This window comes from uncultured Altererythrobacter sp. (genome assembly GCF_913057185.1).
In the GTDB taxonomy this organism is placed as follows: Bacteria; Pseudomonadota; Alphaproteobacteria; order Sphingomonadales; family Sphingomonadaceae; genus Erythrobacter; species Erythrobacter rubellus.
In genome coordinates, this window is the sequence record NZ_CAJXNK010000002.1 from 338,701 (window position 1) to 352,337 (window position 13,637).

Annotated in this window: 16 protein-coding genes; 6 read left to right on the forward strand and 10 right to left on the reverse strand. The window is 58.5% G+C overall.

Annotation, left to right across the window (positions count from 1 at the left end; genetic code table 11):
• Positions 1-11: 11 nt before the first annotated feature.
• The 7 genes from accD to purB form a co-directional block, all read right to left on the reverse strand.
• Positions 12-860, reverse strand: coding sequence for an acetyl-CoA carboxylase, carboxyltransferase subunit beta (gene accD, locus QZ487_RS09515; RefSeq protein ID WP_296024611.1), 849 nt, complete (start codon positions 858-860; stop codon positions 12-14).
• An 8-nt stretch (positions 861-868) separates the two neighbouring features.
• On the reverse strand, positions 869-1,657 hold the full coding sequence (gene trpA / locus QZ487_RS09520; RefSeq protein ID WP_285975448.1) for a tryptophan synthase subunit alpha: 789 nt from the start codon (positions 1,655-1,657) through the stop codon (positions 869-871).
• Positions 1,658-2,103: 446 nt separating this feature from the next.
• Complete coding sequence (gene trpB, locus QZ487_RS09525; RefSeq protein WP_296024613.1) at positions 2,104-3,321, reverse strand: tryptophan synthase subunit beta; 1,218 nt, start codon at positions 3,319-3,321, stop codon at positions 2,104-2,106.
• A 7-nt stretch (positions 3,322-3,328) separates the two neighbouring features.
• Entirely contained in the window at positions 3,329-3,961 is a 633-nt protein-coding gene (locus QZ487_RS09530; protein WP_296024615.1) for a phosphoribosylanthranilate isomerase, read from the reverse strand.
• 9 nt (positions 3,962-3,970) lie between these two features.
• Complete coding sequence (gene pyrF, locus QZ487_RS09535) at positions 3,971-4,648, reverse strand: orotidine-5'-phosphate decarboxylase (protein ID WP_296024617.1); 678 nt, start codon at positions 4,646-4,648, stop codon at positions 3,971-3,973.
• The gene (locus QZ487_RS09540; protein WP_296024619.1) at positions 4,648-5,004 is read right to left on the reverse strand and encodes a hypothetical protein; all 357 of its coding nucleotides are present in this window, start codon (positions 5,002-5,004) and stop codon (positions 4,648-4,650) included. Before QZ487_RS09540 ends, pyrF begins: the two co-directional genes overlap by 1 nt.
• A gap of 77 nt (positions 5,005-5,081) precedes the next feature.
• A complete protein-coding gene (gene purB, locus QZ487_RS09545; protein WP_296024621.1) occupies positions 5,082-6,395 on the reverse strand; it encodes an adenylosuccinate lyase in 1,314 nt (437 codons plus the stop codon).
• A 337-nt stretch (positions 6,396-6,732) separates the two neighbouring features.
• Here purB and QZ487_RS09550 point away from each other — a divergent pair, with 337 nt between their 5' ends.
• From QZ487_RS09550 to QZ487_RS09575, 6 genes are all read left to right on the forward strand, one after another.
• On the forward strand, positions 6,733-7,095 hold the full coding sequence (locus QZ487_RS09550) for a YdbL family protein (protein WP_296024622.1): 363 nt from the start codon (positions 6,733-6,735) through the stop codon (positions 7,093-7,095).
• Between the two features lie 178 nt (positions 7,096-7,273).
• Complete coding sequence (locus tag QZ487_RS09555; protein WP_285975441.1) at positions 7,274-7,609, forward strand: AtpZ/AtpI family protein; 336 nt, start codon at positions 7,274-7,276, stop codon at positions 7,607-7,609.
• 69 nt (positions 7,610-7,678) lie between these two features.
• Positions 7,679-8,440 carry a F0F1 ATP synthase subunit A gene (locus QZ487_RS09560; RefSeq protein ID WP_296025332.1) on the forward strand — a complete coding sequence of 254 codons (762 nt, stop codon included), beginning with the start codon at positions 7,679-7,681 and terminating at the stop codon, positions 8,438-8,440.
• Positions 8,441-8,489: 49 nt separating this feature from the next.
• Positions 8,490-8,717, forward strand: a complete 228-nt coding sequence (locus QZ487_RS09565) for a F0F1 ATP synthase subunit C (RefSeq protein ID WP_285975440.1) — start codon at positions 8,490-8,492, stop codon at positions 8,715-8,717.
• 77 nt (positions 8,718-8,794) lie between these two features.
• Positions 8,795-9,289 (forward strand): ATPase, encoded by a 495-nt coding sequence (locus tag QZ487_RS09570; RefSeq protein WP_296024625.1) that lies wholly within the window; start codon positions 8,795-8,797, stop codon positions 9,287-9,289.
• Positions 9,282-9,806, forward strand: coding sequence for a hypothetical protein (locus QZ487_RS09575; RefSeq protein WP_296024627.1), 525 nt, complete (start codon positions 9,282-9,284; stop codon positions 9,804-9,806). The genes QZ487_RS09570 and QZ487_RS09575 overlap by 8 nt, the downstream gene beginning before the upstream one ends.
• 69 nt (positions 9,807-9,875) lie before the next feature.
• Here the strand turns inward: QZ487_RS09575 and QZ487_RS09580 are convergent, their stop codons facing one another.
• The 3 genes from QZ487_RS09580 to rpsA form a co-directional block, all read right to left on the reverse strand.
• The gene (locus QZ487_RS09580) at positions 9,876-10,856 is read right to left on the reverse strand and encodes an NADPH:quinone oxidoreductase family protein (protein WP_296024629.1); all 981 of its coding nucleotides are present in this window, start codon (positions 10,854-10,856) and stop codon (positions 9,876-9,878) included.
• Positions 10,857-10,861: 5 nt separating this feature from the next.
• On the reverse strand, positions 10,862-11,620 hold the full coding sequence (gene gloB / locus QZ487_RS09585) for a hydroxyacylglutathione hydrolase (protein WP_296024631.1): 759 nt from the start codon (positions 11,618-11,620) through the stop codon (positions 10,862-10,864).
• A 99-nt stretch (positions 11,621-11,719) separates the two neighbouring features.
• Positions 11,720-13,423, reverse strand: coding sequence for a 30S ribosomal protein S1 (gene rpsA / locus QZ487_RS09590; protein ID WP_296024632.1), 1,704 nt, complete (start codon positions 13,421-13,423; stop codon positions 11,720-11,722).
• Positions 13,424-13,637 lie beyond the last annotated feature (214 nt).

Consider the following 13,637-nt stretch of genomic DNA (forward strand, 5'->3'; position numbering starts at 1 on the left):
GCGGTGACGCCTTAAGCGGCCTTGCGCGGCTGCAAATAGCCGAGCACGGTTGCAAGCTGTTCCTTCAGGTCCGCACGGTGCACCACCATGTCGACCATCCCGTGCTCGTAGAGATATTCCGCGCGCTGGAACCCCTCGGGCAATTGCTCGCGGATCGTATCCTGGATCACGCGCTGTCCGGCAAAGCCGATCAGTGCACCTGGCTCCGCGATCTGAATATCGCCCAGCATGGCATAGCTGGCGGTTACGCCGCCGGTGGTCGGGTCTGTCAGCACGACGATATAGGGCAAGCCCGCTTCTTTCAGGCGGCGCGTCATCACGGTTGCCTTGGGCATTTGCATCAGGCTGAGGATGCCTTCCTGCATGCGTGCACCGCCTGCGGCGGTCACCACGACATATGCCGACCGGCGCTCCAATGCCTTTTGCGCGCCCGCGACAAAGGCCGCACCCACCGCCATGCCCATCGATCCGCCCATGAAGCCGAAATCCTGAACGCCGACCACCGCCACGCGGCCGTCAATCGTGCCGGAACCGACGCTGAAGGCATCGGCATGCGTATTGTTCGCCCGCGCCATTTTGAGCCGGTCAGTGTATTTCTTGCTGTCCTTGAACTTGAGCGGGTCTTCCTCGACCTCAGGCTGATCGAGCATCTCGAAACCATCGTCCAGCAGCAGCTTCAGCCGCTGATCCGCGCTGATCCGGCCATGATGGTCGCACCGCGGGCAGACCCACAGATTGTCCTTATATTCCTGCTCGAACAGCATCTCTGCGCAGGACGGGCATTTGACCCACAAATCCTTCTCGCTGATTCGCTTTTCGCCGAAGCCGATGGAGTTTCGAACGCGTGTAAACCAGTTCATCTGTTGTCCTATCGCGCGGTTTGGATCGCAAGTGCGAGAGCCGACGTCAGTTCCTTTAGCTGCTCCGGCGCGTCTTTGCCAAACTTTCCGACCAGTTCGACCAGAGCCGAGCCGACGACCACGCCATCGGCGACCTTTGCGATTTCTGCGGCTTGTTCAGGCGTGCGCACGCCGAAACCCACCGCAACAGGCAGATCGGTCGATTGCTTGATGCGGCTGACATTGTCTTCGATGGAGTCGATTGCGGCCTGTTGCTTGCCGGTGATGCCCGCAACGGAAACGTAATAGACGAAGCCCTCGGACCCTTGGAGCACGGAGGGAAGCCGCGCTGCATCGGTTGTGGGTGTCGCGAGGCGGATCGGTGCAACGCCTGCTTCGCGCAGGGCGGGGCCGAGTTCCTCGTCCTCTTCGGGGGGAATGTCGACGCAGATCACGCCATCAACGCCGCAGCCCATGCATTGCTCGGCAAACCACCCCGGCCCACGCCGGATCATCGGGTTGGCATAGCCCATCAGAACCAGCGGAATGTCCGGGTGCCGCTCGCGGAATTCATTCGCGATCATAAGCACGTCTGCCGTGGTTGTGCCTTTGCCCAGGCTGCGCAGGTTCGCGGCCTGAATCGCCGGCCCATCGGCCATCGGATCGGTGAAAGGCATGCCCAGCTCTATCACATCCGCACCGCCCTCGACCAGCGCGTCGAGATTGGCCGCGGTGTCGCCATCGCCAGTGGTGATGAAGCACACGAGCGCGGGGTGCGGCTTGGAGAAGGCGTTTGAGAGGCGGTTGGATTCGGTCATTTCCGGGCGTGAAGTCCTACAGTATGGAACACATGGAACACTGTCCTAGGGGCGAAAAATCTTGCGTCAATTCGAGTGCAATTTTCGGCGCGGTTCCAGAGGTTTGAAGCATTCTTCATATGTGTCTTATGGCATTGCTGCGGGTGTGTAGGACAGGCCAACAATCGTCATTCACGCGAAAGCGAGAATCCAGAATTGCAGGGCGCAGTTCGAGCCGCTCTGGATTCCGGGTCAAGCCCGGAATGACGAGCAGAGTGTCATTCATTTCGTGTGCCTGAGGTAGATCAGTTGGCTGGCTTCGCTGAGGATTCCCATAAAAACCGCTAAGCCAATACGTTCCAACATCGGCCCAGGATCGCGTTCAAATACTATGTCTGCGCCAAGCATTGCCAAGAAGAAGAGCACTGCAATTACGGCGACGTTTCGGACGAAAAGAGCCTTCGCACTCACATCTCCACTCCCAGCTTTTCAGCCACTGTGAAAATGTCCTTGTCGCCGCGGCCGCACAGATTCATCAGGATGATCTGATTATCGCGCATCTGCTTCGCGCGGTCGGCAACGGCGGCGATGGCGTGTGATGGTTCAAGCGCCGGAATGATCCCCTCGGTGCGGCAAAGCAGCTGGAAGCCGTCCAATGCTTCGTCATCGGTAACAGCGGTATATTCGACGCGGCCTGACTCTTTCAGCCACGCATGCTCCGGACCGATACCGGGATAATCCAGCCCGGCGCTGATCGAATGGCCTTCGGTGATCTGACCGTCCTCATCCTGCAACAGGTAAGTCTTGTTGCCGTGGAGCACACCGGGCGCGCCGCCCAAAAGGCTTGCCGCATGTTCATCTCCATCCAGCCCATGCCCCGCCGCCTCGACGCCCAGCATCTTCACTTCCGGATCATCGAGGAAGGGGTGGAACAGCCCGAGCGCATTCGAACCGCCGCCTATGCAGGCAACCAGCAGATCCGGCAGGCGGCCTACGCGATCGAGCATCTGCTCGCGCGCTTCCTTACCGATCACGCTCTGGAAGTTGCGCACCATCTCCGGATAGGGATGCGGCCCTGCTGCCGTACCGATGATGTAGAAGGTGTCATGGACGTTCGCGACCCAGTCACGCAGCCCTTCGTTCATCGCATCTTTCAGCGTCGCACCGCCGCTGGTGACGGGGACAACTTCCGCGCCGAGCAGCTTCATACGGAAGACGTTGGGCGATTGCCGCTTCACGTCCTCTGCGCCCATGTAGATCACGCAAGGCAGACCAAAGCGTGCGCAGACGGTCGCGGTGGCGACGCCATGCTGGCCTGCACCGGTTTCCGCGATGATCCGCGTTTTGCCCATGCGGATCGCGAGCAGGATCTGCCCGATGCAATTGTTGATCTTGTGCGCGCCGGTGTGGTTGAGTTCGTCGCGCTTGAACCAGACCTGTGCGCCGCCCAGCGCCTCTGTCAGCCGCTCCGCGAAGTAGAGTGGTGAAGGGCGCCCGACATAATGCTTCATCAGGTCGTTGAACTCGCGCGCGAATTCGGGGTCGGCCTGCGCCTTGCGATATTCCTTTTCGAGATCGAGGATCAGCGGCATCAGCGTTTCGGCGACATAACGCCCGCCAAACTGGCCGAAATGCCCGCGCTCGTCAGGCTGGTTGCGAAATGAATTGGGGGTATTTTCTGTCATGGATTTCTCAAGCTTCCAGAGCCGCTTTGCAGAACGCGCGGATCAAGTCCACATCCTTCACGCCCGGCGCGCTTTCCAAGCCGCTGGATGCGTCGACCAGCGGCGCGCCGGTTGCCCGGATTGCCTCAGCGACATTGTCGGGCGTCAGACCGCCCGCAATGCCCCAATCGACCAGGTGCTTGTGCCCCGCCAGAAGGTTCCAGTCGAAGGCGGTGCCATTGCCCCCAGGCAGCGCTTTTGCAGGAGCGTCAAACAGCAGACGGTCGACCTTGCCGACATATGCCGCGCTGCGTTCCAGTGTGCCCGCATCTCTCAGGCCCAACGCTTTCCACACTTTGAGTTGTGTCTTTTCGCGGACCATTTCGGTCCACTCAGGGGTCTCGCGACCATGGAACTGGACCACATCGGGTTTGACGGCGGCAAGCGCCTTGGCGGTCGCATCGGGTTGCTGATTGACCAGCAAGAGCACCACTTTAACGTTGGCCGGCACACGCGCACGCAGCTTGGCCGCATCTTCCAGCGAGACATGCCGTGCGCTCGGCTCGAAATGCACGAGGCCGACATGTGTCGCGCCCGCATCTACAGCGGCGTCGATAGTCTCGGGCGTTGAAAGCCCGCAGATTTTGATCTGAACTGACATTCTTGGCCTCTAAAGCGTCGCTTCGATTGCGCGAGCGGCCTCCAGCGGGTCATCCGCTTTGCTGATCGGGCGGCCAATCACCAGCACGCTGGCGCCATCATCTCGAGCCTTGCGCGGAGTGACCACGCGTTTCTGATCGCCCGTGGCCTTTCCGCCGGGGCGAAGGCCGGGCACGACGAAGAAGCCGTCTCTCCATTGCTGGCGTACCGCGCCCACTTCTTGCCCTGAGCAGACAATTCCATCGAGCCCGGCATCATGCGCGAGTTCGGCCAGCCGCATAACCTGATCATGCGGCGAACCCTTAATGCCAGTGCGGGTCATGTCGCGCTCATCAAGGCTGGTGAGCATAGTCACCGCAACCACCTTGCACCCGTCAGCCGCTGCGGTCTTGGCATCTTCCATCATCGCGCGCCCGCCACTGGCGTGAATCGTGACAATCACTGGTTCCAGAACATGGATCGCCTGCATCGCTCCGGCAACGGTGTTGGGGATATCGTGCAGTTTCAGGTCAAGGAAGATCGGCAGGCCGGTGGCGTGCGCGATTTCGTGTACCCCGTGATGGCCATGCGCGCAGAAGAATTCCAGGCCCAGCTTTACTCCGCCAATATGCGATTTCACCTTGTTAAGCAGCGCCTTCGCCGGCTCAATCTGAGGCAAATCCAGGGCAAGGTAGACGGGGTTGCTCATTAGTTGCTGTCTTGTTTCAGTGTGTCGTCAGTAGGGGCAGGATCTGTGGCTGGCGGCGCAGGCGCAGTTGACGCCGGAGAGGGCGGCGGCGCGCTATGGCGGCTGCTGAGAGCGTTTGAACGCACCGCGTTTTCCAGGCTCGCGATCCGGCGGTTCAGGCTCCATTTCGCGCCACGATGGTACAGCCACATCGGTACAAGTCCGAGCAGGAATGATACGATGACCAGAACCGGCACCTTCGTTTCGACCACGAAGTCTCCCCAAAGGTTCACGTCAACAGCCTTCCAGTTGATGGCCGAAAACAGTGCGATCCCGACAAAGATCAGTACCCAAAGAATCGTGCGGACAATCTGCATTGTTGTATCCCCTCAAACCTTTGTATCCGAAGCCTAAGCGTTTTCGCGAAGGAGTCTAGGCGGCTCGTCTCAAGCGCCTAGGAGCCAAACACACGAGCAAAGACAGTGTCGACGTGCTTAAAGTGGTAATCCAGATTGAATTTTTCCTCGAGTTCCTCGGTCGAAAGCGCTGCGGTGACTTCCTCATCGGCTTTCAAAAGCTCGAGCAGCGACAGTTTGCCGTCCGATTCCCACACCTTCATCGCGTTGCGCTGAACCAGGCGGTACGCATTGTCGCGCGTGATCCCCGCTTGCGTCAGCGCCAAAAGCACGCGCTGCGAATGAACCAGACCGCCCATCATATCGAGGTTCTTCTGCATACGTTCCGGATAGACCAGCAGCTTGTCCACCACGCCTGTCAGGCGAGCCAAAGCAAAATCGAGCGTGATCGTCGCATCCGGGCCAATAAAGCGCTCAACCGAACTGTGCGAGATATCGCGCTCGTGCCAAAGCGCGACATTCTCCAGCGCAGGCACGGCATAGCCGCGGATCATGCGGGCCTGTCCGGTCAGGTTTTCTGTAAGGATAGGATTGCGCTTGTGCGGCATCGCGCTTGAGCCCTTTTGTCCCGGCGCGAAGTATTCCTCGGCTTCCAGAACTTCGGTGCGCTGCAGATGTCGCACTTCGACCGCAAGGCGCTCGATCGAGCTGGCGATGACAGCGAGTGTAGAGAAATACATCGCATGGCGATCACGCGGGATTATCTGCGTCGAGACTGGCTCCGGTGTCAGGCCCAGCTGCTCGGCGACATATTCTTCAACCGAAGGATCTATATTGGCAAAGGTGCCTACCGCTCCGCTGATCGCGCAAGTCGCGATTTCGGCGCGTGCATTGACGAGGCGCGTCTTGCATCGATCAAATTCGGCATAGGCTTGCGCGAGCTTCAGTCCGAAAGTGACCGGCTCTGCATGGATGCCGTGACTGCGCCCGATGGTTGGAGTGAACTTGTGCTCCTCTGCGCGGCGTTTGATCGCCGCAAGCAGTGCATCCATATCTTCCAGCAGAATGTCGGTTGCCCGCACCAGCTGCACCGCGAGCGTGGTGTCGAGTACGTCGCTGCTGGTCATGCCTTGGTGCATGAAGCGTGCCTCGGGGCCGACTTGTTCTGCCACCCAGTCAAGGAACGCGATCACATCGTGCTTGAGAACGGCTTCCTTGGCATCAATTGCGGCCACATCGATCTTGGGTCCGGTTGCCCACCAGTCCCACAGCGCTTTCGCCCCGCTTTCCGGTACAACGCCCAGATCGGCGAGCTTCTGCGTCGCATGCGCTTCGATCAGGAACCAGATTTGATATTTGCTCTCCGGCTCCCAAATCGCCGTCATGGCAGGGCGGGCATAGCGAGGAACCATCTTCGAACTCCGATCGAGGTATTAAACGTGTGAGGCGCGGCTATGCGGTGCAGCCAAGAATGGCAAGGGGGTAGGGGTACGGAACTTGCGCTTTCCCCTGCTACCATGCTGCTGCAATGTAACGGTCCTGCATCTGGCGCGAACCAGAGGGGCAGGAGGAAACAGCAGATGGCCGGGCAGGCAAAGACCGCGGAAACAGGCGTGCAAGCGGGCAAGGAAAGTACGCTTTGGCGTAAACTCGCCCGCGTATACGTCGGCACTACGGTCGTGGCCGCATTCATGATCAGCGGTGTGCATCCAAGTGTCACCCTGTACCCGGTGCTTTTGCTGGGCCTGTATGATGTCCGCCGTCGCTTTGGGTGTGCTTACAGTGCCTGCTATGGCGCAGCGAGACCCGGCCTATGCCGCCGCGCGTTCGTCCGGCCAAGTGGGCGAGAAAATGGACGGCTATCTAGCAATAGTAGGTTCCGCGACCCCCGAACTTCAACGGTTGGTGAGCGACATCAATATCAAGCGTCGAGCAGTCTATGCACAGCAAGCCCGCGAGAATGGCATAACGCTTGAGGAATACGCGCTGTCGACTGGTTGCCAGCTGATTCTCAAGACAGTGCCGGGGGAGATGTATCAGGCACCTGATGGTTCGTGGCAAACGCGCACATCGGCCTCGCCGCTGCGCGATTCGCGCTTTCCTCCGGGCTAAATGCTGGCTGAAATCGGGCGAAATACGTTGATTTTTCGCTGCACTGCAAAATAGCGCTGACTTTCAGCGTAAAGCGGCCCGCTTGCGGTTGACTTGCCTATAGGCCTCGCCTAGTGGGCAGGCGCCCTCGGCGGGCACCTTTTTGCGCGTGCTGCGCATTCCATATCTGGAGGCTGGCATGAGTGAAGAAAAACCCGCACGAGAACCCATCGCTGAGGATGCGCGAATTGACGCGCTCGAAGCGCGGCTGAAGGCCGCACGCGAGCGTGAAGAGGAACGCAACCAGCCAAAGGTGCAGGGTGCTGATGCGAATTATCGCATGGGCAACCGGGTGCTGGCGGATCTGCTTGGTGGGATCTTTGGCGGCTTTGTTATCGGCTGGGTGATTGATCACTTCGCTGGAACATCGCCCTGGGGCCTGTTGGTGATGCTGTTCCTCGGGATCATTGTTGCCTTCAGAAACGTTATTCGTTCAGCAAACGCGCACTCTGCCGATCCTGACAAGGATCAGTAACAGTGCCCAAGAGTTTTAGGCGTTAGGGACCAGACGATCGTGGCAGCCGAAGAAGGCAAGGTAGACCCAATGAAGCAATTCGCCATTGAGCCGTTGTTCGGCACAGGCGATTTCACGGTGGCCGGTTACAATCTCGCTTTTACCAATTCCGCACTGTGGATGCTGATTGCCACTGTGCTGCTTTGGGTATTCGTCGCAGGCGGCATGAAGCGTCAGCTCGTGCCTGGCCGCTGGCAGATGGCCGTCGAAAGCTTCACCGGCTTTATTGATGACATGCTGGAAGCCAATGTGGGCAAGGAAGGGCGCAAATATGTGCCTTACATCTTCAGCCTTTTCATGTTCATCCTATTCGCCAACCTGTTGGGCCTTTTGCCAGTGGGTGTGGTGCCTGGTGTCCACGCCTTCACCTTTACCAGTCACTTCACGGTAACCGGCGTTCTGGCGATCCTCAGCTTTGCGATCGTTTTGATTGTTGGTTTCTGGAAGCACGGCCTGCACTTTTTCAGCCTGTTCGTGCCGCACGGCACGCCGCTGTGGCTGATCTGGCTTATCCCGGTGATCGAGTTGATCTCTTTCCTCGTTCGTCCGTTCAGCCTGGCGTTGCGTCTGTTCGTTGCCATGATGGCCGGCCACGTACTGTTGAAAGTGCTCGCCAGCTTCGTGATTGGCAGTGTGAATGCGGGCGCGGTTTACGGTGGCTTGATCGGTATCCCAAGCTTGATCCTGATGGTTGCCATCAGCGCGCTGGAAATCCTGGTCGCGGGAATTCAGGCCTATGTTTTCGCTCTTCTGACGTCGCTGTACATCAACGACGCAGAGAATCTTCACTGAGTTTTTTCTCACTCAATTTTCAAGTTTCCACCTAAAGGAGTTTTTCACAATGGAACCAGCAGCAGCACAGCTTATCGGTGCCGGTCTCGCAGCGATTGGTTGCGGCGCCGCAGCCATCGGTGTGGGCAACGTTTTCGGCTCTTTCCTTGAGTCAGCATTGCGTAACCCGGGCGCAGCAGACAGCCAGCAGGGCCGTCTGTTCATCGGCTTCGCCGCAGCAGAACTTCTCGGTCTGCTGGCCTTCGTCGTTGCGATGATCCTGATCTTCGTTGCTTAAGACGATTTGCATTATCCGGTCGGCTCCATCAGCCGACCGGGCAGTGTCTCTATGGAATTGATTTTCGGACCCTACGCATGCCTCAGATAGCTCAACTTGCCGAAGTCTGGTCCAGCCAGGTCTTCTGGACACTGATCTTCTTCGGTCTCACTTTCTTCGTCATCGGGCGCGGAATGGTGCCGAAGGTGATGGAGACCGTGGCTTTGCGTGACAAGCAGATCGCAGACGATCTGGCTGCCGCTCAAGCTGCGCGTGACATTGCTGACGAGCAGGAAGAGGCATGGCGCAAGCGCGAGAATAAGAACCATGCGAAGGCGCAGGCCGTGATCGCCAAAGCCAAGGCGGATGCCGCGGCTAAGAATGAAAAGAAGATCGCCGCCGCGCAGAAGCGACTGGACAAGAAGCTGGCAGAAGCTGAGCAGCGGATCGGTGAAGCGCGCGGTGCGGCAATGGCCGAAGTAGAGGACGTGGCTGCTGAGGCAGCGCAGGATATCGTGGCGCGTATTGCTGGAGCATCGGTTGATGGTGCAGCTGCAAAGGCCGCGGTGAAGGAGGCCATGACCAATGGTTGATGCTCTCACAATTCTGATCGCTGCGGGCGATAACGAGCCAGCGGCTCTGGGTCTCGACTCCTACCAATGGGTATCGATCGCGATGCTTGTTCTGGTCGGTATCTTCATCTGGAATAAGGTCCCTGGCCTGATCACGGGCGGGCTTGATTCCAAGATTCAGGAGATCAAGGACCAGCTGGACGAAGCGAAGAATCTGCGGGCAGAGGCCGAAGCCCTTCGCGACGAATATGCTACCAAGATCAAGGATGCTGAAAAGCACGCGGAAGACATGCTTGCCAATGCAGAGCGTGATGCCGACGCAATCCTCAAGAAAGCCGAAGCTGATGGCAAGCTGATGGTCGAGCGCCGCAAGCGCATGGCCGAAGATAAAATTGCAACAGCAGAGCGTGAGGCTGTTGCTGAAGTCAAATCGGTTGCCGTCAATGCCGCAGCTGCGGCAGCGCGCACTCTGATTGCCGATAGACACGATGCTGAAGCCGACAAGAAGCTCGCTAACGAAATGATCTCTTCGATCTGAGCTTAGGCTTGCATTAGAGCAAATGGGGCGGCCAGCGATGGTCGCCTTTTTTGTCTGCGCGTATATTCTCTATTCGCCCAGCTCAAACACTACTTTGCCGACCAGTTCACGGTTGGCCATAGCTTCGAAGCCTTCGCGCCACTGTGAGAGTGGCAGCATGCGATCGATTGCAGGTTTGATGCGATCTTCGCTGGCAAGTTTTGCTATTTCGCCACTGATCGCGGCACCGCGCTCCGGGAAACGCCGCGAATACTCTCCCGCGCGTAGACCTACAATAGAAAAGCCCTTTATCAGCGGGATATTGGTCGCGATGTCAGCGATCCGCCCGCTGGTAAATCCAACCACCACCAACTTGCCCGCAAAGCTGACGCAGCGCGTGCATTCATCGAACACATCGCCGCCCACCGGGTCGAACACGACATCGCACAGCTTGCCGCCGGTAATCTCGCTAACCTGTTCGCGGAAGCGGCCTTCGCTAACGATCACCGCATCTGGCGCATAGAGCTGCTCGATCTGCGCGCGCTTTGCATCGACGCCTGTCTCTGCGATTACCTTTGCGCCCATCGCCTTGGCGAGATTAACGGCAGCCAGTCCCACGCCGCCGCTCGCCCCCGTTACTAGTACCCACTGGCCTGCCTTAAGACCGCACAGTTCGATCAAGCCGGTGTAAGCTGTTGAGTAAGCCGCGCCCATGGCCGCGCCTTCGGCAAAGCTTATTCCAACGGGAAGGGGGCTCAGGCCGCGCTCTGGCACGCAGGCAAACTCGGCGAAGGCGCCGGTCTTGTTGCCGCCAATCACTTTGTCGCCAGGTTTGAAGACGCTATTAGTGTCTGCTTCAATGACTTCGCCTGCCAGTTCCAGCCCGCTGGTAAACGGCGGCCGGGGTTTGAACTGGTATTTTCCCTGCGTCATTAGCAGGTCAGGGAAGTTGAGCGAAGCGGCGCGAACGCGAACCAGAACTTCGCCGGGTATGCGTTCAGGCGGCTCGACTTCGTTCAAGGATACGCCTGACAAATCCTCTGTAAGCTCCAAGACGCGTAGCGCCTTCATACGGATTAGAATTTGTCTTTCGCGGCCCGCAGCGCCGCAAATGTCTCGTACGGAGCATCTCCGCCCCACTTCGCCATCAGTACCGGATCGTCAGCGCGCAGGAAGGGGTTCGTCTCAAGCTCGCGCGCAAGCCGTGTCGGTACGGTCGGTTCGTCCTTCGCGCGCTTGGCATCGATCTCGTCCGAATAGGCTTGCAGTGCCGCATTGTCGGGATCCGCGTGTAGAGCGAATTTCGCGTTGGAAGTGGTGTATTCGTGCGCGCAATACAGCATGGTTTCCGGCGGGAATTGCTTGATCCGCGATAGACTGTCCCAGAATTGCTTGGGCTCGCCTTCGAACATTCTGCCGCAGCCCAGCGCGAACACACTGTCGCCGACGAAGGCGACACCAGCGTCGGGGATGTGAAACGCAATATGGCCGTTAGTGTGGCCCGAAACATCGATCACATCGGCCTTGAAGCCGCCCAGCGAAACGATGTCGCCATGGGCCACGACCTGATCGATCTCGGAAAGTTTCTCGACTTCCTTGGGCGCGATCACCTTTGCGCCGGTGGCCTCGACGATAGCCTTGTTACCGCCTGCATGATCGGGATGCCAATGCGTGTTCCAGGTATGCGTGATGGTCCAGCCTTTGGCCTCGGCTTGTTTCAAATATTCCTTCGCATCCGGCGTATCGATCGCCGCGGTTTCACCGCTTGCCGGATCATGAATGAGGAATCCGTAGTTGTCGGACAGGCACGGGAATTGGTGGATTTGTATAGTCATGCCCTGTTACCTAGTGGCCAGAGCGCCAATAGAAAAGGCCCACCTGCTCAAATGAGCAGGCGGGCCTTGTCTGTTTCCGTCTGAAAGCGTTGAAGTGGCTTATTCGCCCTTCTTCAAGGCTTCGCCAAGGATGTCGCCGAGCGAAGCGCCGCTGTCGGAAGATCCGAACTGCTGCACTGCTTCCTTCTCTTCAGCGATCTGACGTGCCTTGATGGAGAAGTTAGGCTTCTTCGAACGGTCAAAGCCGGTGATCATGGCGTCGACCTTCGAGCCGACCTGGAAGCGATCCGGGCGTTGCTCGTCACGGTCACGACCAAGATCGGAACGCTTGATAAAGCCGGTTGCGCCGTCGTCGCCGATCTGAACTTCGAGGCCGCCATCGCGAACTTCGAGGACAGTGACAGTAACGGTCTGGCCTTTGCGCAGTGCACTTGAGTCTGCGCCGTCTGCCGAAGGCGCACCCTTTTCAAGCTGCTTCATGCCGAGGCTGATACGCTCTTTCTCGACGTCGACGTCGAGAACGATTGCTTTGACCTCTTCACCCTTGCGGTGCAGCGCCAATGCGTCTTCGCCCGAGATGCCCCATGCGATGTCTGACATGTGGACCATGCCGTCGACGTCGCCTTCCAAGCCGATGAACAGGCCGAATTCGGTCGCGTTTTTGACTTCGCCGGTGACTTCAGTGCCGACTGGGTGCTTCTGTGCGAAATCTTCCCAAGGGTTACCCTGAGCTTGCTTGAGGCCAAGCGAAATGCGGCGCTTCTCGCTATCGACTTCGAGAACCAGAACTTCGACTTCCTGGCTGGTCGAAACGATCTTGCCAGGGTGCACGTTCTTCTTCGTCCAGCTCATTTCGGAAACGTGGACCAGGCCTTCGATGCCAGCTTCCAGTTCAACAAAGGCACCATATTCGGTGATGTTGGTGACTGTGCCAGACAGTTTCGCGCCAACCGGATATTTCGCGACCACGCCACCCCATGGATCGCTTTCGAGCTGCTTCATGCCCAGGCTGATGCGCTGCGTGTCTTCGTTGATACGGACAATCTGTACAGTAACGGTCTGGCCGATCTCGATGATCTCGCTCGGGTGATTGACGCGCTTGTAGCTCATGTCGGTGACGTGGAGCAGGCCGTCGATGCCACCCAGGTCAACGAATGCACCGTAATCGGTGATGTTCTTGACCACGCCGTCCATAACCTGACCTTCAGCGAGATCATTGATCAGCTCGCTGCGCTGTTCCGCACGGGTTTCTTCGAGAACCGCACGACGTGAAACGACGATGTTGCCACGGCGACGATCCATTTTCAGGATCTGGAACGGTTGCGGCACATCCATCAGCGGAGTGACATCGCGAACCGGGCGGATGTCGACCTGTGAACCGGGCAGGAAGGCTACGGCACCGTCGAGATCGACAGTGAAGCCGCCCTTGACGCGGCCAAAGATACGGCCGTCTACGCGCTTGCCTTCGCCAAATTCGTTTTCAAGCTTGTCCCAGGCAGCTTCGCGGCGCGCGCGGTCGCGGCTGAGCATGGCTTCGCCGTCTGCGTTCTCGACACGGTCGACAAAGACTTCGACTTCGCTGCCGACAGTCAAGCCGTGATCGTCTTCGCCACGGGAAAATTCTTTGAGTGAGACGCGGCCTTCTGATTTTAGGCCCACATCGATCATCGCCATGCCGTTTTCGATGGCGGTCACGGTGCCTTTTACGACGCGGCCTTCAAAGCCATCATCTTCTGCACCGCCGAGTTGTTCGTTAAGAAGCGCTTCGAAATCGTCGCGCGTAGGGTTAGGCGAAGTCGCCATAGGTTGAGTTTCCTCGTTCACTGTTTGCTACCGGCCACGGAGTTTTTCTCCGGGTCTTAAACTGCCTCCCACGCACCATTGCGGGGGCTAGCAGGGCAAGAGGCCGACGTCTCCGCGAGGCCGAATACCAGCGCAGAGGTTCTTTCCATCACAGAGATGCAAGAGAACGGCCGCGCGCCTAGGCGAAAGCGGGCAGGAAAGCAAGTGGTTTGCA

What these genes read in the sequence shown, in the direction of transcription:
- QZ487_RS09575 (WP_296024627.1), top strand. Translation starts at nt 9,282, where the DNA reads ATGGTTGATGCTCTCACAATTCTGATCGCTGCGGGCGATAACGAGCCA.
- accD (WP_296024611.1), bottom strand. Translation starts at nt 860, where the DNA reads ATGAACTGGTTTACACGCGTTCGAAACTCCATCGGCTTCGGCGAAAAG.
- QZ487_RS09550 (WP_296024622.1), top strand. Translation starts at nt 6,733, where the DNA reads ATGATGTCCGCCGTCGCTTTGGGTGTGCTTACAGTGCCTGCTATGGCG.
- pyrF (WP_296024617.1), bottom strand. Translation starts at nt 4,648, where the DNA reads ATGAGCAACCCCGTCTACCTTGCCCTGGATTTGCCTCAGATTGAGCCG.
- trpA (WP_285975448.1), bottom strand. Translation starts at nt 1,657, where the DNA reads ATGACCGAATCCAACCGCCTCTCAAACGCCTTCTCCAAGCCGCACCCC.
- QZ487_RS09560 (WP_296025332.1), top strand. Translation starts at nt 7,679, where the DNA reads ATGAAGCAATTCGCCATTGAGCCGTTGTTCGGCACAGGCGATTTCACG.
- QZ487_RS09540 (WP_296024619.1), bottom strand. Translation starts at nt 5,004, where the DNA reads ATGCAGATTGTCCGCACGATTCTTTGGGTACTGATCTTTGTCGGGATC.
- QZ487_RS09530 (WP_296024615.1), bottom strand. Translation starts at nt 3,961, where the DNA reads ATGTCAGTTCAGATCAAAATCTGCGGGCTTTCAACGCCCGAGACTATC.
- trpB (WP_296024613.1), bottom strand. Translation starts at nt 3,321, where the DNA reads ATGACAGAAAATACCCCCAATTCATTTCGCAACCAGCCTGACGAGCGC.
- gloB (WP_296024631.1), bottom strand. Translation starts at nt 11,620, where the DNA reads ATGACTATACAAATCCACCAATTCCCGTGCCTGTCCGACAACTACGGA.
- QZ487_RS09565 (WP_285975440.1), top strand. Translation starts at nt 8,490, where the DNA reads ATGGAACCAGCAGCAGCACAGCTTATCGGTGCCGGTCTCGCAGCGATT.
- QZ487_RS09580 (WP_296024629.1), bottom strand. Translation starts at nt 10,856, where the DNA reads ATGAAGGCGCTACGCGTCTTGGAGCTTACAGAGGATTTGTCAGGCGTA.
- purB (WP_296024621.1), bottom strand. Translation starts at nt 6,395, where the DNA reads ATGGTTCCTCGCTATGCCCGCCCTGCCATGACGGCGATTTGGGAGCCG.
- QZ487_RS09555 (WP_285975441.1), top strand. Translation starts at nt 7,274, where the DNA reads ATGAGTGAAGAAAAACCCGCACGAGAACCCATCGCTGAGGATGCGCGA.
- rpsA (WP_296024632.1), bottom strand. Translation starts at nt 13,423, where the DNA reads ATGGCGACTTCGCCTAACCCTACGCGCGACGATTTCGAAGCGCTTCTT.
- QZ487_RS09570 (WP_296024625.1), top strand. Translation starts at nt 8,795, where the DNA reads ATGCCTCAGATAGCTCAACTTGCCGAAGTCTGGTCCAGCCAGGTCTTC.